At 47.7% G+C, this 22,839-nt stretch carries 13 protein-coding genes; 4 read left to right on the top strand and 9 right to left on the bottom strand.

The window, feature by feature from the left end; genetic code table 11:
- Positions 1-44 precede the first annotated feature (44 nt).
- The 9 genes from OCU77_RS14495 to gltB (OCU77_RS14455) all read right to left on the bottom strand — a co-directional run bounded on the left by OCU77_RS14495 (position 45) and on the right by gltB (OCU77_RS14455) (position 16,274).
- Entirely contained in the window at positions 45-461 is a 417-nt protein-coding gene (locus OCU77_RS14495; RefSeq protein WP_048900321.1) for a VOC family protein, read from the bottom strand.
- 179 nt (positions 462-640) lie between these two features.
- Positions 641-1,249: a TRIC cation channel family protein gene (locus OCU77_RS14490; RefSeq protein ID WP_048900322.1), complete on the bottom strand. Its 609-nt coding sequence runs from the start codon at positions 1,247-1,249 to the stop codon at positions 641-643.
- A gap of 54 nt (positions 1,250-1,303) precedes the next feature.
- Positions 1,304-2,137 carry a vitamin B12 ABC transporter substrate-binding protein BtuF gene (btuF, locus tag OCU77_RS14485; RefSeq protein ID WP_048900323.1) on the bottom strand — a complete coding sequence of 278 codons (834 nt, stop codon included), beginning with the start codon at positions 2,135-2,137 and terminating at the stop codon, positions 1,304-1,306.
- Complete coding sequence (locus tag OCU77_RS14480; protein WP_048900324.1) at positions 2,138-3,094, bottom strand: cobalamin biosynthesis family protein; 957 nt, start codon at positions 3,092-3,094, stop codon at positions 2,138-2,140. It lies immediately after the preceding gene.
- Complete coding sequence (mtnN, locus tag OCU77_RS14475; protein WP_107303141.1) at positions 3,094-3,792, bottom strand: 5'-methylthioadenosine/S-adenosylhomocysteine nucleosidase; 699 nt, start codon at positions 3,790-3,792, stop codon at positions 3,094-3,096. The genes OCU77_RS14480 and mtnN overlap by 1 nt, the downstream gene beginning before the upstream one ends.
- Positions 3,793-3,939: 147 nt before the next feature.
- Positions 3,940-5,352 carry an FAD-dependent oxidoreductase gene (locus tag OCU77_RS14470; RefSeq protein WP_107303140.1) on the bottom strand — a complete coding sequence of 471 codons (1,413 nt, stop codon included), beginning with the start codon at positions 5,350-5,352 and terminating at the stop codon, positions 3,940-3,942.
- A 12-nt stretch (positions 5,353-5,364) separates the two neighbouring features.
- Positions 5,365-9,828 (bottom strand): glutamate synthase large subunit, encoded by a 4,464-nt coding sequence (gene gltB, locus OCU77_RS14465; RefSeq protein WP_107303139.1) that lies wholly within the window; start codon positions 9,826-9,828, stop codon positions 5,365-5,367.
- A 433-nt stretch (positions 9,829-10,261) separates the two neighbouring features.
- Entirely contained in the window at positions 10,262-11,734 is a 1,473-nt protein-coding gene (locus OCU77_RS14460; protein ID WP_048900325.1) for a glutamate synthase subunit beta, read from the bottom strand.
- Positions 11,727-16,274 (bottom strand): glutamate synthase large subunit, encoded by a 4,548-nt coding sequence (gene gltB, locus OCU77_RS14455; protein WP_107303138.1) that lies wholly within the window; start codon positions 16,272-16,274, stop codon positions 11,727-11,729. Before gltB (OCU77_RS14455) ends, OCU77_RS14460 begins: the two co-directional genes overlap by 8 nt.
- A gap of 622 nt (positions 16,275-16,896) precedes the next feature.
- On the opposite strand from gltB (OCU77_RS14455), the gene OCU77_RS14450 reads away from it, so the two are divergent.
- The 4 genes from OCU77_RS14450 (at position 16,897) to OCU77_RS14435 (ending at position 22,817) form a co-directional block, all read left to right on the top strand.
- Entirely contained in the window at positions 16,897-17,832 is a 936-nt protein-coding gene (locus tag OCU77_RS14450; RefSeq protein WP_048900326.1) for a TIGR01212 family radical SAM protein, read from the top strand.
- Between the two features lie 147 nt (positions 17,833-17,979).
- Positions 17,980-19,809: a sensor domain-containing diguanylate cyclase gene (locus OCU77_RS14445; protein ID WP_239686055.1), complete on the top strand. Its 1,830-nt coding sequence runs from the start codon at positions 17,980-17,982 to the stop codon at positions 19,807-19,809.
- 162 nt (positions 19,810-19,971) lie between these two features.
- The gene (gene arcB, locus OCU77_RS14440; protein ID WP_048900327.1) at positions 19,972-22,335 is read left to right on the top strand and encodes an aerobic respiration two-component sensor histidine kinase ArcB; all 2,364 of its coding nucleotides are present in this window, start codon (positions 19,972-19,974) and stop codon (positions 22,333-22,335) included.
- Positions 22,332-22,817 (top strand): hypothetical protein, encoded by a 486-nt coding sequence (locus tag OCU77_RS14435; RefSeq protein ID WP_048900328.1) that lies wholly within the window; start codon positions 22,332-22,334, stop codon positions 22,815-22,817. Before arcB ends, OCU77_RS14435 begins: the two co-directional genes overlap by 4 nt.
- The last annotated feature ends 22 nt before the right edge of the window (positions 22,818-22,839 follow it).

Genomic DNA, 22,839 nt, shown 5'->3' with positions numbered 1-22,839 from the left:
TCGGCGCCTTTTTTAATGCCGTTACACTATCTAATTATCCAATATTAAAGTGCATAGTCATTACGCTGCGTTGCGTGCTGGCTTAGGTATTCAATAAATTCCCATTCCACACCGTCTTGGTCAAAGAAATAGATACGTTTGCGCCAAGGATGGTCGGTTGCCAGGTCATTTTGTACATAGCCAGCTGCCAGTAATCGCACTTTGGCTGCATCCACATCCTCAATCACTAAGCCCACATGATTAATCCCAATATCGACATATGGATTACGGTCGACCTGAGTGCGTTCTATCACTTCTTGTAGTGCTAAATAGCTGTCTTGTGTACCTATGTGACACCAGTGGTAAGCCTCGCTTTGTCCACGATGCCGAACTTTAAATTCAGGTATTGCTGTTTGTAGAAACCTGATGGTGTGGTCGAGATCTTTGATCGTAATGTTGGCATGCTCAACGTAGGGGGTCATGATTACTCTCCGCTTTCATTTCAAATGGAATAAAGGTTATTAAGTAATGCTTATATTTTACATATTAGTCTGACTTGGCATTAAGTAAAGTTTTTACATTACTTAAGTGATGTGGGATATAAAAAAACCGCCAAAGTTGGCGGTTTTTTGCAACAGGGAGGTAATTAACCGTTTGGTTATTAGCGCAGCGTTAGTGACGGTAGCGATAAGTGCCAACGAATCGCCGCGAGACGGATGGTTAGTGTGGTGATGATACCTGCAAGTGAGGACACTTCGGTAGCAAAGCCAGTTAACAAGCCTGTCGTGTGGACAATACCACCCAGAATACACGCAGTGGCGTAGACCTCGGTACGTAATACCATAGGGATCTCACGTGCTAATACATCACGGATCACCCCACCACCACAGCCTGTGAGCACACCCATGATAACGGCGACCATAGGGGAGGCGCCAAATCGTAAGGCTTTTTCAACACCTATGGCCACAAACACGGCTAACCCGATGGCATCGGCAACGGGGAGAACATACCACGGCAATTTTTGTGGTCGACGAATACCGGCCATAGTGAACAAGCATGTAACAAAGATCACCCAAAGGTAATTGGTATCGGTGATCCAAAACACTGGCGTTGCGCCCAGTGCCATATCACGAATCGTACCACCACCAATAGCGGTTACACTGGCGAGTACCACGACGCCAAAGGGATCCATACGTAACCGTCCAGCCAAGAGCACACCTGACACTGCAAATACAGCAGTACCAAACATATCAAGGAGATAGATAAGCATTAAAGTATTACCTGATAAAGAAAGCGAAAAGAAAGATGACGGCAGAGCAGCGAACTACTGTGTCGCACGTCGTTGTTTTCGTACCGTGTCTAGGTGATCGCATACCTGTTTGATCGCTTTTAGCGTTCGAGGTGTCGGGCGGTTAAGCCAGTCTGAATTCACGGTAAAAACCTGCCGATTATCGACAGCAGGTATTTTACCCTGCCAGTCTTGCCATATATCAACATTTGTATTGGCATGAGAGGTACCAAATATGATTTCTGGTTGACGGATCACAACTTGCTCTTGTGATACCTGCGGATATGGGGCTTTACTCGTGGCAAAAATATTCTCACCGCCACACACTTGGAAAACTTGAGTGGGCCAATGACCGTCCGCGACAGTGATCATTGGGGCGGCACTGATTTGGTAAAAGTAGCGAACTTTCTCTTGGTTTTGATATTTTTGGGTTAATTGGGCTAGCTTTTCACGGTAATCTTTTGCGGCTTGCTGTGCCTGTCGAGGCGAGTCAGCATATTGCCCGAGACGTTCAATGGTATCAGCAATGGCAGGTAATGCCTTGGAGGTGGAGTACACCACATTGAAGCCGAGTTGCTCAAGTTTGGCCATCTCTCTTGGAGGGTTACCGCTTTTCCACGCTAAAATTAGGTCGGGTTTTAGCGCAACAATGCGTTCGAGTTTGATGCCTCTGTGGTTAGCCACGCGTTCTAGTTCAAGTGCGGCTTTGGGGTAGTCACTGTAGTCAGTTGCTGCAATCAGTTTATCGCCTAACCCTGCGGCATACGCCAGCTCTGTCATGTGAGGCGATAAGCTGATCACTCTTGTGGCCGGTTGCGTTGCAAAACTCATGGTTGAAAAAAACAATAAACAGCAGCAAGCGAAACGCACTTAAAAAGCTCCTTGAAAAAGAATGATGAGACTGCTTTGCAACACCAGCCAAATGATGATTCGGCTTTTCGCGACTTGTTCTATTTGAGCGAGGTGTAAGGCGGCTGGGGCTATTTTCCCCCCTAGGCGTGGGCGCTCTAATTTGCGTTCGCCATACATAGCAGGCCCGCCGAGTGAGAGCGATAACTTATTCCCGGTTGCCACCAGTAACCACCCAGGCCCTGGTAGTTGCCAGCTTTCCCCTTGTTGCCATAAGCTGCGCAGCGCGGTCTTGCCGTTTTGCCCAAGGGCGATGAGCAACGCAAACAAACGTAATGGTACGATATCAAGCACGGCCAAAATACGAATGGCGGGATAGCCAAAAAAGGCGTATTGCTCGCGGCTTGGTGACCATACTCGGGCGAGGCATACAGCTAGGCGATACATGAGTGCGCCTATGCCGCCGGCGAGTCCGTACCAAAATAGCACGCCGATCACTTGGCGACCGTAGCCGAGCAGTTGTGTTTCCGCACTTGCTTTACCGAGCCCTAGTAAAGATAGGCTTTCTGTTTGGCGGTTAAGTGTGGTGCTGAGTAGTTGTCGGCAGAGGGTTTTGTTTTCAGTACTGTACGCTTTGATCAGTTGCTGGCTGAGTTGGCTGATATTTTTCCAGCCTAAGGCAAACCACAGCAGAGTAAGATCAAAAAGGGCATCAACCCACACGAGTTGTTTGCAGGCAATCAACATGATGAGTACGGTAAGCCACATCAGTAGCCAAGTTAGTAAACCTGATAGCAAACGCTGGTGGCGGTTGTCACTAGGTTTATTAACGCGACTGGCGAGCATGATGGCCATGCGCTGCCATAAGTTAAGCGGGTGAATATCTTGCGGAATGGCAATAAGCCAATGCAATGCAATGGCACCCCACATTGCCAGTAGGGTGCTATTGTTAGCGAGTATCGCTAAAAAGTCGTTCATTACTTATTCAGTAACTCGGCCATTTTAGCCACCATGACTGAAGAGCTTTTTGCTGCTAGTGGTAGGAACTCATCAAAGCTCATTGGCGATTCTTTGTCAGCAACATCAGAAATTGCGCGAACCACAACAAAAGGGACGTTGAACTGGTGACATGCTTGTGCGATCGCTGCCGCTTCCATTTCTACTGCGATAACTGTAGGGAAGTTATCGCGGATAAATTGTTGTTTTTCAGCGCTGCACACAAAGGCATCACCGGTACAAATTAGACCACGTACTGCGTGTACATTTTCCATTGTCGCAAGTGCTTGCGCAGCGATGTCCATCAGTTTTTCGTCTGATGCGAAAGCGGCAGGTTGTTGTGCCATTTGACCGATTTCGTAACCGAATGCAGTAACGTCAGCATCGTGGTAGCGAACTTCTGTTGAAATCACTACGTCACCCACGTTTAGGCTGCTATCAAAACCGCCAGCAGAACCTGTGTTAAGCACAACATCGGGTTGGAAAACTTCAAGCATAATTGCAGAACCTACCGCCGCAGCCACTTTACCAATGCCAGATTGCAGTAACACGATATCGGCACCGTTTAGTGTACCTGTGTAGATGGTACAGCCTGCTTTTTTGTGTGTTTCACAGTTAGTCAGTTGGTCTTTTAGGATCGCAACTTCTTGCTCCATTGCACCAATAATGCCGATTTTCATAGCTAGCTTCTCTTTGTTGTTCAGTTGTGCGCTCACACTGAGCACATAATGGCGAGATTGTAACAAATAAAAAGCGAGAGGTCAGAGCTTAACGCACTGTCTCTCTCGCTGTTTTGACCTTTCTTTGTGGGGTTAATTTGTTAGTGATTAGACATCAAGATAATCCATGATGCCATCAGCAGCGCGTCGCCCTTCATCAATTGCTGTCACGACTAAATCAGAGCCTCGTACCGCATCACCGCCCGCAAAAATTTTAGGGTTCGATGTTTGGAAGGGGAAGGTAGTGTCGCGTGGAGCTTTGATGCGTCCCCATTGATCCAGCTCGACATCATAAGCACTGAGCCAGGGCATTGCATGGGGCTGAAAACCAAACGCCATGATCACAGCATCAGCGGCAATAAGGTGTTCACTGCCTTCGACCGGTTCAGGGCGACGACGGCCTGCATCATCAGGGGCTCCCAGTGCGGTTTTGACAACCTTGACCCCAGTGACACGTCCTGTTTGGTCAATCTCGATACCGAGCGGTTGTAGGTTAAACATAAAGTTAACCCCTTCTTCACGGGCATTTTTCACTTCCCGTTTTGAGCCTGGCATATTGGCCTCATCACGGCGGTATGCACAAATGACGCTGCTAGCTCCCTGACGAACAGAGGTACGGACACAGTCCATCGCGGTATCACCACCGCCGAGTACTACAACCCGTTTGCCTTTCATGTCGGTAAAAGGCGTTGATGTGTCCAGCCCCATGACTTTATAAGTATTTGATATCAGAAAAGGTAGCGCATCATACACGCCTTGTGCATCTTCATTTACCAGCCCTGCTCGCATGTTTTGGTAAGTCCCCACGCCGAGAAAGACAGCATCATAGTCTTTGATGAGATCGGCTAATGCCACATCTTTCCCTACTTCCGTATCGAGTTGGAACTCAACCCCCATTTCAGTGAAGATCTTGCGGCGGTTAACCATGACTTCTTTTTCTAATTTAAACGAAGGAATACCAAAGGTCAGTAAGCCGCCAATCTCAGGGTAGCGATCAAAGACCACGGGTTTGACCCCATTGCGCACTAATATATCGGCGCAAGATAGCCCCGCTGGGCCCGCCCCGATAATCGCGACTTTCTTGTCAGTCCACTCAACATGAGACATGTCGGGCTTCCAGCCCATTTCAAAGGCTTTATCGGTAATGTACTTTTCTACGTTGCCGATAGTGACAGCGCCAAAATCGTCATTAAGGGTACATGAACCTTCACATAAACGATCTTGAGGGCATACGCGGCCACACACTTCTGGCAAGGTATTGGTCTGATGCGATAACTCTACGGCTTCAATGATCCGTCCTTCATTGGCGAGTTTTAGCCATTGGGGAATATAATTGTGAACGGGACACTTCCATTCACAATAGGGGTTACCGCAGTCGAGGCAGCGATCCGATTGGGCACTGGCTTGTTGCTGGGTAAAGGGTTCGTAGATTTCGACAAACTCGATCTTCCTGATCTTGAGTGGTTTTTTTGCCGGATCGACGCGCGCAACATCAATGAATTGGTAAACGTTCTGGCTCATGAGGTTCCCTCCTTATTGTGCTTGAACGCGCAGTTCAGCGGCTGAACGACTTTGATGACCCAGCAGCGTATTCACATCGGCTGACTTGGGTTTTGCCAAATAGAACTTAGGGATCCATAGGTCAAAATCAGCCAGTATTTCTTGTGCTCGGCTAGATCCTGTTTCTTCAAGGTGGCGGTCAATCAGTCCGCGAAGATGTTCTTGATGGATAACGAGATCATCAAGTGGTAGTGCCTCGACCAATTCTGGGTTAACGCGTCCTGCAAAATCGCCATTTTGGTCAAGGATATAAGCAAACCCGCCAGTCATACCTGCGCCAAAGTTCACCCCGGTATTGCCTAAAATCGCCACAATGCCACCTGTCATGTACTCACAAGCGTTATCTCCAGCCCCTTCGACTACTGCGATTGCTCCTGAGTTACGTACTGCGAATCGTTCGCCAGCTGTACCTGCAGCAAACAGCTTGCCGCCTGTCGCACCGTATAAACAGGTGTTACCAATAATGGTTGCTTGGTGTGTTTTGAAGGCTGAGCCCATGGGTGGATGAATGGTGATTTTCCCGCCAGCCATACCTTTGCCCACATAATCGTTCGCATCACCAATAAGGTGAAGGTTAAGGCCACCGGCATTCCATACCCCAAAAGACTGCCCAGCGGTGCCCGTTAAGTGGATATTAAGCGGTGAAGCTGCCATGCCTTGATTACCATAGCGGTGGGCTATTTCACCTGACAAACGGGCCCCAATAGAGCGATCCGTGTTGCGGATATTGTGGTAGAGATCGGCGCTACTACGTGACGTTATTGCAGGTAATGCTTCTTCCAATAAAACTTGGCTTAATGCTGCTTCATCAAATGGGGTATTGGCTTCACTGCAGTACAAGGTTTTGCCTTCAACGGGGGTTGGTGCATGGAGTAACCCTGCTAGGTCGAGCTTTTGTTGCTTGGCGCTCACGCCATTAAGAGCGACCAATAAATCGGTACGGCCAATTAAGTCGGTCAGTTGCTCGACCCCAAGTTGAGCCAGTAATTCGCGAACTTCTTGGCCTAGCCCGACAAAGTAATTCATCACTTGCTCTGGTAAGCCTTTAAAGTAATCACGGCGCAGTTTTTCATCTTGCGTTGCTACGCCAGTTGCACAGTTATTGAGGTGGCAGATACGCAGGTACTTACAGCCTAATGCCACCATTGGGGCGGTGCCAAAGCCAAAACTTTCCGCACCCAAAATGGCGGCTTTAACGACATCCAACCCTGTTTTTAGTCCCCCATCGACCTGCAGGCGGATCTTATGGCGTAAGCCATTGGCCACAAGGGCTTGCTGGGTTTCTGCGAGCCCGAGCTCCCACGGGCTACCTGCATATTTCACCGAGGTTAATGGGCTGGCTCCTGTCCCGCCATCGTAACCAGAAATTGTGATTAAATCGGCATAGGCTTTGGCCACACCGGTTGCGATGGTGCCCACACCAGGTTCGGAAACGAGTTTGACGGAAACCATGGCACTAGGGTTGACCTCTTTGAGGTCGAAAATGAGCTGAGCTAAGTCTTCAATTGAATAAATATCGTGGTGCGGTGGTGGCGAAATCAAGGTAACGCCAGGTACGGCATAACGCAGTTTGGCAATTTCGGTGGTGACCTTATGGCCGGGCAATTGGCCTCCTTCACCGGGTTTTGCGCCTTGGGCGACCTTGATTTGAATGACATCAGCATTGACCAAGTAGTGTGGTGTAACACCGAAACGGCCTGATGCGACCTGCTTGATCCTTGAGTTGCGCTCGTTACCAAATCGGCGAGGGTCTTCACCGCCTTCACCTGAATTGGAGTGTCCGCCTAAGCGGTTCATTGCGATAGCGAGCGCTTCGTGTGCCTCGGGGCTCAGGGCGCCAATTGACATCGCGGCGGAGTCAAAACGTTTATAGAGTTCAGTAGCAGCCTCGACTTGCTCGATAGCAATAGGGTTATCACTGCGCTTGAGTTGTAATAAATCACGAATTGCTGCAATAGGGCGTTCATTGACCTCGCGAGCAAAGGCGATATAGTCTTGGTAATCCCCAGATTTCACAGCCTGTTGAAGTGTGCCAACCACATCGGGGTTATAGGCATGAAACTCACCACCGTGGACATATTTGAGTAAACCACCGTGCTCAATCGGTTTGCGCTTAAGCCATGCTTTACGGGCTAAGTTGACGGCATCTTGCTGGAAATCCTCAAAATTAGCACCAGAAATGCGGCTCGCTGTGCCTTTGAAGCAGAGTTGAATAACATCCTGATGAAGGCCTACGGCTTCAAATAAATGCGAGCAACGGTATGAGGCGATGGTAGAGATTCCCATCTTAGACATGATCTTAAATAAGCCCTTATTGATGCCATCACGGAAGTTGATCATCACGGCGCGATAAGGCTTATTGATCGCACCTTTATCGATCTGTTGGCCGAGAGATTCATAGGCTAAATATGGGTAAACCGCGGTTGCGCCATATCCCAGTAAGACGGCAAATTGGTGTGGATCACGCGCAGTTGCGGTTTCGATGATTATGTTGGCATCGCAGCGTAAGTTGGTTTCAACGAGGCGAGTTTGTACTGCGCCCACAGCCATAGCGGCAGGGATCGGCAGTTTGCTGACATTAATACCGCGATCGGAAAGGACAATGAGCACAGTGCCACTGCGGACTAAGCGTTCGGCTTGATCACACAGATCGAGAATAGCTTGCTGTAAATCTTTCTCGGCGGGGTCGTAGTTAATGTCGATGATGCTGTTGCGGTAATACTGGCTGTCGAGCTCAAGTAACTGAACCAGATCGGAATACAGCAGCACAGGGGATTTAAAGGCGACCCGATAAGCATGGCCATCGGTTTCACAAAACACATTCATCTCGCGACCAATGCAGGTGGCCAGTGACATCACATGCTTTTCACGCAATGGGTCAATGGGTGGGTTGGTTACTTGGGCAAACATTTGACGAAAGTAGTCGGTGATCCCGCGTTCTTTGGAAGAGAGTACAGCCATTGGTGCATCATCGCCCATCGATCCTGTCGCTTCTTGGCCGTTTTCACCAATCACGCGAAGGACTTGATCGATTTCTTCACGGTTCATGCCAAATTGTTTTTGGTAGGTGCTTAATTCATTGTCTGATAACGAGCGGCTACCGACTTGCTCATCATCCAATTGCTCAAATGGCGTGAGATGTTTGACATGGCTATCGAGCCACTCTTTATAAGGGTGACGTGCCATTAAATCGTTATCTATATCTTTGGAGTGCCAAATCTTGCCAAATTTGGTGTCGATAACCAGCAGCTCACCAGGACCGACACGGCCTTTTTCTAAGACTTCATCGGGAGCGTAATCCCAAATGCCGATTTCAGAAGCCAGAGTGATGAGCTTATCTTTTGTGATCACATAGCGAGCTGGGCGTAAGCCATTTCGGTCTAGATTACATGCGGCGTAGCGACCGTCTGACATGACGATTCCTGCGGGTCCATCCCAGGGTTCCATGTGCATGGAATTAAAGTCGTAAAAAGCGCGTAACTCAGGATCCATGTCGGGGTGATTTTGCCATGCGGGTGGCACGAGCATCCGCATCGCGCGGAAGAGATCCATCCCTCCTGCGAGGAAGAGTTCGAGCATATTATCCAGGCTTGAAGAATCAGAACCGCTTTCATTGACAAAAGGGGCGGCGGTTTGTAAATCAGGCAGCAGCGGCGAGGAGAACTTATAACCGCGTGCACGTGCCCATTGGCGATTACCCGCTATGGTATTGATTTCGCCGTTATGCGCTAAATAACGAAACGGCTGAGCCAGAGGCCAGCGTGGTTGAGTATTGGTAGAGAAACGCTGGTGGAATAAACAAATGGATGACTGTAAGCGAAGGTCGCCTAAGTCGGTATAAAAGCGCGGTAAATCTGCAGGCATGCAAAGGCCTTTGTAGACAGTCACTTGGGTCGACAGGCTACAGATATAAAAATCAGGATCTTCACTGATCCGCTGTTCGATACGACGACGTGCAATATACAGGCGGCGATCGATATCACGAGGTTTCCAGCCTGCTGGGGCATTAATGAAGACTTGAACAATGTCAGGTAGGGACTCTTTGGCAATAGGCCCTAGGACTTGAGCATTGATTGGCACGTCGCGCCAACCTGCGACAGAAAGGGTTTCTTTACTGAGCTCTTCAGTGATAATTGTGCGGGCTTGCTCAGCTTTGACTGGATCCGTGCTGAGAAATAGCATGCCAATGGCAAATTCGCGGGCTAATTTCCAGTTGTGTTCATCCGCAATAATACGGTAGAAGTCGCTGGGCTTTTTCATTAATAGCCCGCAACCATCCCCAGTTTTTCCATCGGCGGCAATGCCACCACGGTGGGTCATACGATCCAGTGCTGAAATCGCTGTTCTTACTAATTTATGGCTTGTTTCCCCTTCAATATGGGCAATTAAGCCAAATCCACAATTGTCTTTTTCCAGCCTTGGGTCATACAGTGTCATGACAACTCTCCCTTGGTCTGCTCATCCTGAGCGTAAACTTTTAACCCTATAATTTGTTTATTGATACGGTTAAAAGTGGTCTGACTGCATAGTTATGGCGTTAATGGCTCACCATGGCGCATCCTGCGATCATCCAAGTTAACGGCAATTTACAGAAAGGTCAAATTTCAACCATTTACGTTTCCATTGACCTAAATGGCCATATTAAAAACTGTAATTAATTGATTTTAAATTCAATTTTAACGAGTTGTTAACAGTCGAGGTTGAAATGACATCGTCTTAATGTTGCGACTATTTTGATGAAATATGGCGATGGTAAGTCATTTTGGGAAAAGAGATGCAAGGTGGTGGTGAGGGCTATCTACTGAATAATCATATAAAAAAAGCCAGCTCTATTGAGCTGGCTTTGATATGTAGCATTTTGAGGTGCAGTTTAACCGTTAGAGAGCATTAATGAATCAGCTTTGGCTTCAAGGTTAGAGCCTCCCATTAAGAAATTATCGATTTCACGGGCAGATTCTCGACCTTCATTAATGCAACGAACAACCAGAGACTGGCCTGTACGCATATCACCTGCGGCAAATACACCGGATTGATTGGTGGCAAAGCCTTCTGTGGCTACGTTGCCACGCTCGTCCAATTTTATATCCAGTTGCGCCAGTACACCTGTTGGTTCTGGGTGTAAAAAGCCCATCGCAAGGAAGGCGAGATCACACGGGATAATACGCTCAGATCCTGCGACTTCTTCAAAGTTAGGGCGTTCGCCTGCTGTTGCTTCTTGCCACTGAATATCGGCGATGCGCAGGGCTTTGACATTGCCAGCATCATCACTGATGAACTCTTTGGTTAAGATGTTCCAGTGACGATCACACCCTTCCTCGTGCGAGGTCGAGGTTTTCATGATCATCGGATACGACGGCCATGGTTGATTAACCGGTCGCTTCTCTGGTGGGATCGGCATGATTTCTACTTGTGTAATACTTGCAGCGCCATGGCGGTTTGAGGTACCCACACAGTCTGAGCCTGTATCACCGCCACCTATCACGACCACATGCTTACCCTTGGCATGAATTTCTGCTGTTTTTAAATCCATGTCGTTCGCACGGCGGTTATTTTGGGCGAGAAATTCCATTGCAAAATGCACCCCCTTGAGCTCACGACCCGGAATAGGCAGGTTGCGCGGTACGGTTGATCCGCCCGTTAGCAAAACGACATCAAAGTCTTGGCGGAGCTGTTGGGCATTAATGTCGACACCAATGTGCGCATTTACTTCAAATTTAACCCCAGCATCGGCCATCAGGTTGATCTTGCGATCTATGATGTCCATGCCGAGCTTAAAATCTGGGATGCCAAAGCGTAGTAGGCCGCCGACTTTTTCGTCACGCTCGAACACAGTTACGCAGTGGCCCGCACTGTTTAATTGCTCGGCGGCGGCTAACCCTGCAGGGCCGCTACCAATAATCGCAACGGTTTTTCCGGTACGGGACCGCGGGGATTTCGGTTTGGCGTAGCCTTCGCGGTAGGCGGTTTCAACGATGGTTTTTTCAATATTACAGATAGTGATTGGGTCTTGATTAATACCCAGTACACAGCCACTTTCACAAGGGGCGGGGCACACACGACCAGTAAATTCTGGGAAGTTATTGGTCGAACTTAAAATGTTCCATGCTTCTTCCCAGCTATCGCGGAAAACCGCATCGTTAAACTCAGGGATAATATTCCCAATCGGGCACGAGTTATGACAAAACGGTACACCACAGTCCATACAGCGTGACGCTTGTGTGTTGATTTTGTCGCCAAACTCCTCGTTCAAAACAAACTCTTTGTTATCTTGAATACGAACGCTCGGATCTAACTTTTTTGGTAGCTCACGACCATGCTCTAAAAATCCAGTAGGCTTACCCATTTACGGCCTCCAACTCTTCCTTGTTTGCAGCTTCCGCTTTACGTTGTTGTAATACCGCTTTGTAATCCCTTGGCATTACCTTCACCATCTTTTGAAGGTTAGCTTCAAAGTTAGAAAGGAAGGTTTGGGCCACAGTACTACCCGTGTATTCAACGTGCTTACTGAGCATGCGCTGTAGACGTTCTTTGTCTTCTTGCTCGATAGGATCGAGGTCAACCAATTCAGGGTTAAGCTTGGTTTCGAAATCGCCAAACTGATCCCAAACATAGGCGACTCCCCCGCTCATCCCTGCGGCGAAGTTACGGCCTGTTTGACCAAGAATAACGGCTACCCCGCCTGTCATGTATTCACAGCCGTGGTCACCCACGCCTTCAACAACGACTTCTGCCCCTGAGTTACGGACACAGAAACGTTCACCCGCAAGGCCTCGAATGTAAGACTCACCTGATGTTGCGCCGTAGAAACAAACGTTACCAACGATGATGTTATCTTCAGGGGTGATGTTTGAATTGGCATCAGGGTAGAGCACTAGCGTACCGCCTGACAGTCCTTTACCCCAGTAATCGTTCGCATCACCCTCGACCTCAAATTTCACACCTTTGGCAAGGAAAGCACCAAGACTTTGTCCTGCCGATCCTGTGAACTTCACATTCATAGGCTGCGGTAGACCTTGGTCTTTGTAGATCTTAGAGATTTCATTCGACAGCATGGTGCCGACACTGCGGTCGGTGTTAATGATCTCAAGTTCGGTATCGACTTGCTTACCTTGAGTCAGTGCAGGTGCTGCAGCTTCAATCAGTTTGCGATCTAATACCTTTTCAAGGTTATGGTCTTGCTCTCGCTGATTGTAGATACCATCTTCTTCACGTGCAGGCTCAACAAATAACACTGGGCTCAGATCGAGGTTTTTGTATTTCCAGTGACCGATATCCTCACGGATTTTCAGTTTGTGTGACTGGCCAACCATCTCATCAATGGTGCGGAAGCCCAGTTCAGCCATGACTTCTCGTAGCCCTTCTGCCATGTATTGGAAAAAGGTCACTACGTCTTCGACGCGGCCATCAAAACGCTCACGCAGGGTTTTGTTTTGAGTCGCAATACCAACAGGACAGGTGTTTTTATGACACTTACGCATCATGATACAGCCTTCAACCACTAGGGCCGCAGTGGCCACACCCCATTCCTCTGCACCTAATAATGTCGCCACAGCAAGATCGCGTGGTGTTTTCATTTGGCCATCAGACTGCACGACAATACGGTTACGTAAGCCGTTCTTTAGTAGGGTTTGGTGCGTTTCAGCTAGGCCGAGTTCCCACGGTAAACCTGTGTGGCGAATGGATGACATTGGTGATGCCCCCGTACCGCCATCAAAGCCTGCGATCAAGACCACATCGGCTTTGGCTTTGGCCACGCCAGAGGCAATGGTGCCTACGCCAGCTTCAGAAACCAGCTTCACGTTAACGCGGCCAGCACGGTTAGCATTTTTCAAATCGTAGATCAGCTGAGCCAAATCTTCGATAGAGTAAATATCGTGGTGTGGTGGTGGTGAAATCAGCCCCACACCAGGGGTTGAGTGGCGGGTTGCCCCAATCCAGTCATCAACTTTATCACCCGGTAGCTGACCGCCTTCGCCTGGTTTTGCCCCTTGCGCCATCTTGATCTGAATTTCATCAGAGTTTGTGAGGTAGTAAGAGGTAACACCGAAGCGGCCTGAAGCGACTTGTTTGATCGCTGAGCGTTCCCAGTCGCCGTTTTCTTTTTTCTCAAAACGATCCGGGTCTTCACCGCCTTCACCTGAGTTAGATTTAGCCCCGATACGGTTCATTGCCACGGCAAGGGTGGAGTGCGCTTCATAAGAGATAGAACCAAAGCTCATCGCACCAGTTGCAAAGCGTTTTAGAATGCTTTCAATCGGCTCCACTTCTGCGAGTGGAATGGCGCCTGCTGGGCTTTTGATGAACTCAAGTTGGCTACGCAGTGTTGCTGCATTATCACCTTGTGAGTCCACAGCATGGCAGTATTCTTTGAACTGACTGTAGTCTTTGCCGCGAGTGGATTGCTGCAGCAATGAAATTGTCTCTGGGTTAAAGAGGTGTTTTTCACCGCGCTGTTTCCATTGGTAAACCCCGCCCACATCTAGCATTTGAATTGGGATTTCACGGGTTGGGTAACCCACACGGTGACGGATCAATACTTCGTGTGCAATGTCATCAATCGTGAGGCCTTGAATACGTGAAACAGTCCCTGTGAAGTATTTATCAACCACAGCTTTGCTGATACCTAATGCTTCAAAAATCTGCGCGCCGTGGTATGACTGTAGCGTCGAGATGCCCATTTTAGAGAAGATCTTTAATAGGCCACCGTTCACCCCTTTACGGTAGTTGTTGAACAGTTCTTCGGTTGGTAACTCAGGATCGAGCTTACGTTTTCTCTGAAGATCAACCAGCGTTTCAGTCACTAGGTAGGGGTTGACTGCGTTCGCGCCGTAGCCGACCAAGGTAGCAAAGTGGTGAGTTTCACGTGCATCACCGGTTTCAACTATGATGTCACACTTAGCACGAAGCCCTTTGCGGATCAGGTGGTGGTGAACTGCGCCGACTGCCAGCATGGCAGGAATGGCTGCATGGTTAGAGTTAACTGCACGGTCAGTCAGAATAATGATCGAATAGCCATCTTGCACTGCATCTTCCGAGTATTGGCAAATACGCTTAAGGGCACGCTCTAGCTTGCCGTTTTCACCATTGGCGCGAAAGACGATGTCTAAGGTTTTGGCTTGTAAGTGTTCTTTATCTATCGCACGTAGTTTTTCTAATTCAGCATTTGATAAGACTGGCGACTCTAACTCTACCTTTTGGCAATGTTCTGGTGTTTCGTCGAGCAGGTTTTGGTCTTTGCCTAGGTAGGTGTTGAGTGACATCACCATACGTTCACGGATCGGATCGATCGGTGGGTTAGTCACCTGTGCAAATAGCTGCTTGAAGTAATTAGAAAGGTGTTGTGATTGGTGCGATAGCACAGCCAACGGCCAATCGGCGCCCATTGCACTGAGGGGTTCGTACCCAGTTTTTGCCAGCGGAACGATAATTTCGTTCACTTCTTCTGAACTCATACCAAAGGCTTGTTGGTGATGCAGTAGACGTTCAGGTGTTGGCTGGTGGTGCATGTTATCGGCATCAGGCAGCGACTTAAGTGTAAGCAGGTTGTCTTTCACCCATTGTTCATAAGGCTGCGCCGAGGCAATGCTGTCTTTCACTTCTTCATCTGAAATGATACGACCTTGCTCAAGATCGGCGACAAAGATACGTCCAGGCTGCAAGCGACCACGGAATTGCACATTCTCCGGTTCAATTTCTACCACACCAGATTCCGATGCCATTACTAAGAAGTCATCTTTGGTAACTGTGTAGCGTGATGGACGGAGGCCATTTCGGTCTAAGGTTGCACCTACTTGCACACCATCGGTGAAACAAACTGATGCTGGGCCATCCCAAGGTTCCATCACGTTGGCGTGGTATTGGTAAAACGCGCGACGCTTAGGATCCATGTTGGTATTTTCTTGCCATGCTTCCGGGATCAACATCATCAAAGCATGCGGTAGGCTACGACCAGAGAGTACCAGTAACTCCAGCGCCATATCAAAGTTTGATGAATCAGAGCTGCCTTCTTGGCAGATAGGGAGCAACATGTCGATTTCTTGTTGGCTGAACAGGTCAGACTCAAGAATCGCTTCACGCGCTTTCATCCAATTCAAGTTACCGCGTACGGTGTTAATCTCACCATTGTGCGCGATGTAACGGAAAGGCTGGGCGAGGCGCCAGCGAGGGAAAGTATTGGTTGAAAAGCGAGAGTGGACAAGGGCAAGCGCCGTCACCATGGTTGGGTTTTGCAGGTCAAGGAAGTACTGAGGCACCTGCTCTGTAGTGAGCTGACCTTTATATACCAATGTCTTATAAGACAATGAGTTAATGTAGAAGTCATCGCCAATATTCGACACGCTTTCTAGACATACACGTACCGTATAGTTACGAAGCACGTAGAGTTTGCGTTCGAGTACAGCTGGATCTAGGTTACTCCCCCCCGTGATAAAGACATGTTCAAACTGGGGTTCAGTGCTGAGAGGATCTTCACCTATCATCGAATTATCAACGGGTAAGACGCGATAACCGATCACTTCAAGGTCGAGGCGATTCGCATTACGTTCTAGGATATCGCGACACTGTTGACGTTTGTGTTCGTCTTTTGGAAAAAGCACCACACCGACACCATATTGCTCAAAAGAGGGCAACTTGATACCGAGCTTAACGGTTTCTTCGAGTAAGAATTCGTGCGGTTTCTGCAGTAAAATACCCGCGCCATCACCACTTGATGGATCACAACCTTGGCCGCCGCGGTGTTCCATACGGGCAAGCATATCAAGGGCTTGAGTGACAATCTCGTGGGATTTACGGTTCTTTAAATGGGCAACAAAGCCGATACCACAGGCATCGTGCTCTAATTCAGGTACATAAAGCCCCTGAGCATTAAGCTCTTGATCTGTCATAGATACATCCTTCCAGTGTTCAACAGACCTGTCCCAGGTCTGTATTATCCCTAATCGTTATATCGTCACATCTTGTCACTTTGAATGGACTACCTGTCCAGTGAACAAAACGGTGCGTTTGCTGTGGGATGATGTGTAAATCATTTAGCAAACTTAATTTTGCAGCACATCCATTCTGGTAATTAGATGTACTGTCATTTAATGAACTAGTGACATAAATCACTGCTTTTAGCGGGTTTTATGTCACAAATGTTGCTCATTATTTGCACATAAGTGTAACTATCCTACAGTTTTGATACTTTAATTACCAACAAAAAATAGCGTGATTAATCCACTATATCGACTGAAGCTGCATGTAAGTGTTACATGGTTGCGTAAATATTCGATAATCGTTCTCATTTTGCATATTCGTCCAATTTCATTTTTATTTATCCTTATTTACTATGTGGGTAATGAATGCAAGGGGCAGTTTCTTATGTTGTTTTAAATTTACAAGGTATAAACACGGGGGAAGTGAGCGGGGATTTACGTGCTTTTCTTGTTTTAACACAATTTTCAGCATTGGCTTTGGTGCTACGCTGCGCGGCTTATTTTTCCCATGGCCGAATACTCAGGTGATTAAATGCAACTACACGAACTCGTAAATACATTCGGACAAGATTTACATCGCCGCTATGGTGAAAAAGTGCATAAGTTAACCTTACATGGTGGCTTTAGTTGCCCTAACCGTGACGGCACGATTGGTCGTGGTGGCTGTACCTTCTGCAATGTCGCCTCATTTGCCGATGAAAAAGCGCAATATCTACCGATTGAGCAGCAGCTAAACCAGAGAGCGGGTGAGATCCACCGTGCCAAACGCTATTTGGCGTATTTTCAGGCGTACACTAGCACCTACGCTGAAGTACAAACCCTAAAAAAAATGTATGAAGAAGCCCTTAAAACAGCAGATATTGTCGGTTTATGTGTGGGAACGCGGCCAGACTGTGTGCCAGATGCTGTGTTGGAATTATTGGCAGAATACCATCAACAAGGCTATGAAATTTGGCTGGAGCTAGGCTTACAAACAGCGAATGATAAAACCCTTAAGCGGATTAATCGAGGGCATGATTTTGCATGTTATCAAGCGATCACTCAGCGCGCGCGTGCGCTTGGGCTGAAAGTGTGTACGCACTTGATTGTGGGTCTGCCCGGCGACACTAAAGCCGATAACCTTGACACCATTGAGAAAGTGGTGGCAACGGGGGTGGATGGGATCAAATTACATCCGCTACATATCGTGGAAGGCAGTAAAATGGGACAGGCCTGGAAGGCGGATCGTTTGAGTGCAATTAGCCTTGAAGATTATACGGATATTGCAGCGGAAATGATCCGTATGACACCGCCGGAAGTGGTTTATCACCGCGTTTCAGCCAGTGCGCGTCGTCCGACCTTGCTCGCACCAGAGTGGTGTGAAAATAGGTGGTTAGCCATGACAGAGGTTGGCCGTAAGCTTGATAAGCTCGGCGCGCAAGGCAGTCAATTGGCGACTCCTTTTGTTTATGAGCCATTTGCAAAGTAACTTGGTACATAGATTGAGTTGTGCAAACACTCAAAAACTGGAGGGGATTGTGGTAACGTAAGCGTACTATTGCGTTGCTACTTAATAGCATGCGCCATCAAGATGCTTAATGAAGCGAACATCCCCTAAGGTAATGTGTTCAGACCTATGACGACTCCTAAATTTGCCGTTCACATGGCCTGTTTTTTCTTGTTAACTGGATTATCCCCGATGGCGCAAGCGGCATCTTTGTCGCTAGAGCAACCGCTTTTCATTTTTGCTTTGATCCTTGCGATGATAGTGTTCGCTGGATCAATTTTGGCACTCGTCTTTCATAACGCGGAAGCCTTTTCATTCCGTAAGCTCTATTCCATGCTCACTAACTTGCCTGTCGCGGCCATGATTGTATGCAGCAAGGACGGCAAGTTGATGTATGGCAATAAAGCAAGCCGAGAGCTACTGGGTATTCGCAAAGTAGGCAATAGCTACTTTTACCCGCCTGAAGTTGAAGCGCAAATGATGTGCGATATTTTGCGTCCACATACATCGCTATTGAGCTTTAAAAGCTGGAAAGAAGAGTTACAGTTTTCAGGTAAGCACCCGCTCTCTGTTTTCGTTTCAGGCCAGTATGTGCGTTACAAGTGGCAACCCGCGTGGCTACTTTTTATTTCCCCATCCAATGAAACCATATCGCCTGATACCACCAGTAAACGAGAGCACCGTGTGTTACAAGGGGTGTTGAATTCGTTGTCTGAGTTAGTCTATTTCCAAGATAAGTCTGGCAAGGTGATGGGTACCAACAAGGCGTATGATCGCTTTTGGCGTGATCGTGAAAGTGAAGGCTTGATTGACAACATTGAAGTGTCATCAAAAAATAACTCGACCCATACATGGACCACATCACCAGATGGTGCCAGCCGTTTATTGGAAACCAATAAAACGGCTTTGATCGGTGATTTTGGTGAAATATTAGGGTCATTAAGCATTAGCCATGACGTGACCGATTGGCATGAAATGCAAGAGAGTTTGAAGCAAGAAATCGAGAAGCGTGAGATCACCGAGCAAGCGTTAGCACACCGTAATAATTTACTTGATACGATCCTTAGCGCTAGCCAAGACCCCATTGGTTTGTATAACGAGCATTGGGTTTATGTAGGGTGCAATGAACCGTTCGCGCGCGCGCTGGGCCATACCCAAGAATCTCTGTTGGGGAAAAAAGCCTCTGACGTTATCGACCCTGATAAGTGGAAAGAATTTAAAAAGGTTAACGAGCAAGTGATCAAAGAAGGGGTCACGGTTAAAACAGAAGATTACGTTATTTTGCCTGATGGAGAACCCATTTGGTATGAAGTGGCTACCTCGCCATATCGTGATCCTATAGAGGGGACTGCTGGGGTCTTGGTGATGGGACGTGATATTACGGAACGTAAGCATGCCCAGCAACAGCTCGCAGATGCCATTATGGAGCTGCAAGAGCTTAGCTTTATTGACAGTTTAACCAAGGTGGCGAATCGCCGTAGCTTTGACGAGCATTTACGGAAAATGTGGCATAGCCATATTCGTGAACAAAAATCGCTGACCTTGATCTTGTGTGATATTGATAACTTCAAGGCTTACAACGATAACTATGGTCACCAGCAAGGGGACCGTGCGCTGCTTGATGTCGCCAAGACACTGAGCCAAGTCATCAAGCGTGAGACCGATGAAGTGGCCCGCTATGGGGGGGAAGAATTCGCTTTCTTATTACCTTGTACTAACTTAGATGGTGGCCAAATTGTCGCGCGAAATATTCATCGTTATGTGGCACAAGCAGCGATTGAGCATGCGTACTCTGAAGTGAAAGATGTGCTAACTGTCAGCTTGGGGGTTGCGACAGTGACTCCAGTTCCTAACCAAGATTATGGCGAACTGGTGCGTATGGCTGATATTGCGCTGTATAAAGCAAAAGCATCGGGGCGGAACTGCACCATGGTGATGTCGGATAATCATGATTTTTAAGCGCGAACGGCATCAGCTTAAATGAATGGAATCAATACAGAGAAGAAACCTGCGTCAGCAGGTTTTTTTTGCTCTGGATCACACGAACTGAGGTACTTCTCCTTGGGGAAATAGCCGCAGGCACTTATGATGAGAGCAATGCTGCGAATAATGGATTAAATCATGAAACAAATCAAAGTGCTGGCCCAATTCTATGTCGACTTGCTGGTCAAACTTGGACTTGTCCGCTTCAGCTTGCTGCTCGCGTTGGCCTTGGTGGCGTTAGCGGTCGTTGTGCAAGTAGGGGTGACCTTGGTACTGCAAGGTGAAGTGAATGATATAGATATCGTACGATCGGTATTCTTTGGCTTGTTGATTACGCCATGGGCGGTGTATTTCCTGTCGGTGGTGGTGGATCAATTAGAAGACTCACGTCAGCGCTTATCGAAATTGGTGACGAAATTAGAAGAAATGCGTTCACGCGATATGCAGCTGAATAATCAGTTACAGGAAAATATTAGCCAACTGAACTCTGAAATAGAAGAGCGTGAAAAAGCCGAAGAAGGGCGCCAAATTGCGATGCAAGATCTCGAAAATGAGGTCTATCAGCGTGAAAATGCTCAACTAGAATTAGCGGAACAAAGTGCGCTCCTTAAATCCTTTCTCGATGCCTCTCCTGATTTAATTTATTACCGCAATGAAAAGGGACGTTTTTCTGGTTGTAACCGTGCGATGCAAGAGTTGACGGGGAAAACAGAAAAAGAATTAGTCGGCCTTACCCCTTGGGATGTTTATAGCGAAGAAGTCGCCAGTAAGATAGCGGAAACTGATCAGCAGGTCTTTAGTCAAAATGTTTCGCTGACTTACGAGCAATGGTTGGAATACCCAGATGGACATAAGGCTGTATTCGAACTGCGTAAAGTCCCTTTCTACAGCCGTGATGGGCGCCGCTTAGGTTTGATGGGCTTCGGTCGTGACATTACCGAGCGTAAGCAATATCAAGATGCCCAGGAAAAAGCGAGCCGCGACAAGACCGCCTTCATCTCAACCATTAGTCACGAATTACGCACGCCATTGAATGGCATTGTCGGTCTGAGTCGTATGTTGCTAGATAGTGAGTTAAATGCCGAGCAGCGTGGCTACATGCGAACCGTGCATGTGAGTGCGATAACTCTGGGCAATATTTTTAACGACATTATCGATATGGATAAATCTGATCGCCGTCGTTTAGAACTGCTGCCGAAACCCCATGATTTCCTAGAGTTTGTTGATGAAATGGAAAACATCTCAAGCTTGATGGCAGAACAGAAAAACCTACGTTTTGATTTAGAACGTTTATCAGATTTACCGAAATGCATTGAGGTCGATGGCACACGCTTGCGCCAAGTGTTGTGGAATTTGATCAGTAACGCGACCAAGTTCACCAAAGAAGGTGGGGTGGTTTTATCGGTAAGCAGTGAATTACTGGATAATAATCAAGCCGAGATCGTTTTTGAGGTTGAAGATAGTGGTATCGGTATGCCACACGATGAACTCGATAAAATCTTTGCCATGTACTACCAAGTGAAAGACGAGAACGATAATTTACATGCGGTTGGTACCGGGATTGGACTTGCCGTTTCGCGTCAACTGGTCCAAATGATGGGCGGGGATATTACCGTGATGTCAGATGTGGGCGAAGGCAGTACGTTTACCGTCACGATTCGAGTGCCTGTTGTGGAAGTTGCAGCAGAAGAAGAGACCATGCCTGACGTGCCGCAAGCCAGCCTCAGTATCTTGATGGTCGAAGATATCGAGTTGAATATCACGGTTGCAAAATCATTGCTCGAAAGCCTAGGGCATGAAGTGACGGTCGCAATGCGTGGTGATGAAGCATTACAAATCTTTGATCCTGAAGCGTTTGACTTAGTGCTGCTGGATATTCAATTACCCGATATGACGGGGTTTGATATTGCGCAGAAGCTGCGGGAGCAATATGACTATTTACCCGCTCTGGTGGCCCTGACTGCAAACGTGATTAGCGATAAAAGCGAATATTTAGCCAAAGGCATGGATGAAGCGTTAAGCAAGCCATTGAGCGTGAAAGCGATTTCTGATGTGATTCAAAATTTAGTGCTGACCTGTCCGCTTGATTGCGACGATGAAGCCGAGGTTGTCGAAAGTCGCGTACCTCAGAGTGATGAAATCATCAATCAGTTGCTGGATTTAGAAATGCTTGAGTCGTATGTAGACATTGTGGGTACGCAACCTGTGCATGACAGCATCGCGATGTTTGAAAAAATGATGCCTGATTATATTGCAATCCTTGATTCAAACATGGTGGCTAAAGACAAAGACGGCATTAAGTTTGAAGCGCATAAAATCAAAGGTGCTGCAGGCTCTATTGGTTTAAAGCATATCCAGCAAGTGGCTCAAAAAGCGCAATCACCGGAGCTGCCAGCGTGGTGGGAAAACATTAACGACTGGGTTGATGAAATTAAAAACGGTTATAAACCTGATCTGCAAGTGCTACGTAATTGGCTTGCACAGAAAGAGGATAAATCATGAAGGGATTGAAAATGGCAGGCGTGCTGGCAAGCAGCATGGTGTTAATGGCCTGTGCAGGGCAAAGCGGCACGTCGTCAACACAACAGAGTGATATTTGGCAGTCACCGGGTCAGGTTATGCTAGCAGAGACCCCTGCGAAGCTAGATAGCTATTTATGGCTCAATAGTATGCCTGTTGTTGGAGAAGGGGATAACCAGCAAGGTACGTTGTTGGCGTCAGTGAAGGTGGTGAGTGCGACTCAGCAAGCCTTGCCTAAAGACGTGACAGTGACGCAGGTACTATTGGCAACTGACGATCAGCAATGGTTGTCGAATAGCCAGCTAGAAGTGAACCCTATGGATAACAACGGCATTGAAGTAATGTTACGTAAAGGTCCGAATTGGCCTGCAGGGACGGCAGTTAATGTGGCATTGACCTTAAACTATCAAGGCAAAGAAATGACCCTGACCCAGCGCCAAGTCAAAATCGATCAGGTTTTCTAACTACGCGGTTTTGATGTGATTG

This window comes from Photobacterium swingsii (genome assembly GCF_024346715.1).
GTDB classification, from domain to species: Bacteria; Pseudomonadota; Gammaproteobacteria; order Enterobacterales; family Vibrionaceae; genus Photobacterium; species Photobacterium swingsii.
This window is presented reverse-complemented; position numbering and strand designations above follow the sequence as displayed.

Coding starts and splice junctions, on each gene's coding strand:
- OCU77_RS14435 (WP_048900328.1), top strand. CDS start 22,332: ATGAAGGGATTGAAAATGGCAGGCGTGCTGGCAAGCAGCATGGTGTTA.
- OCU77_RS14480 (WP_048900324.1), bottom strand. CDS start 3,094: ATGAACGACTTTTTAGCGATACTCGCTAACAATAGCACCCTACTGGCA.
- OCU77_RS14495 (WP_048900321.1), bottom strand. CDS start 461: ATGACCCCCTACGTTGAGCATGCCAACATTACGATCAAAGATCTCGAC.
- gltB (WP_107303138.1), bottom strand. CDS start 16,274: ATGACAGATCAAGAGCTTAATGCTCAGGGGCTTTATGTACCTGAATTA.
- mtnN (WP_107303141.1), bottom strand. CDS start 3,792: ATGAAAATCGGCATTATTGGTGCAATGGAGCAAGAAGTTGCGATCCTA.
- OCU77_RS14460 (WP_048900325.1), bottom strand. CDS start 11,734: ATGGGTAAGCCTACTGGATTTTTAGAGCATGGTCGTGAGCTACCAAAA.
- gltB (WP_107303139.1), bottom strand. CDS start 9,828: ATGACACTGTATGACCCAAGGCTGGAAAAAGACAATTGTGGATTTGGC.
- OCU77_RS14445 (WP_239686055.1), top strand. CDS start 17,980: ATGACGACTCCTAAATTTGCCGTTCACATGGCCTGTTTTTTCTTGTTA.
- arcB (WP_048900327.1), top strand. CDS start 19,972: ATGAAACAAATCAAAGTGCTGGCCCAATTCTATGTCGACTTGCTGGTC.
- OCU77_RS14470 (WP_107303140.1), bottom strand. CDS start 5,352: ATGAGCCAGAACGTTTACCAATTCATTGATGTTGCGCGCGTCGATCCG.
- OCU77_RS14490 (WP_048900322.1), bottom strand. CDS start 1,249: ATGCTTATCTATCTCCTTGATATGTTTGGTACTGCTGTATTTGCAGTG.
- OCU77_RS14450 (WP_048900326.1), top strand. CDS start 16,897: ATGCAACTACACGAACTCGTAAATACATTCGGACAAGATTTACATCGC.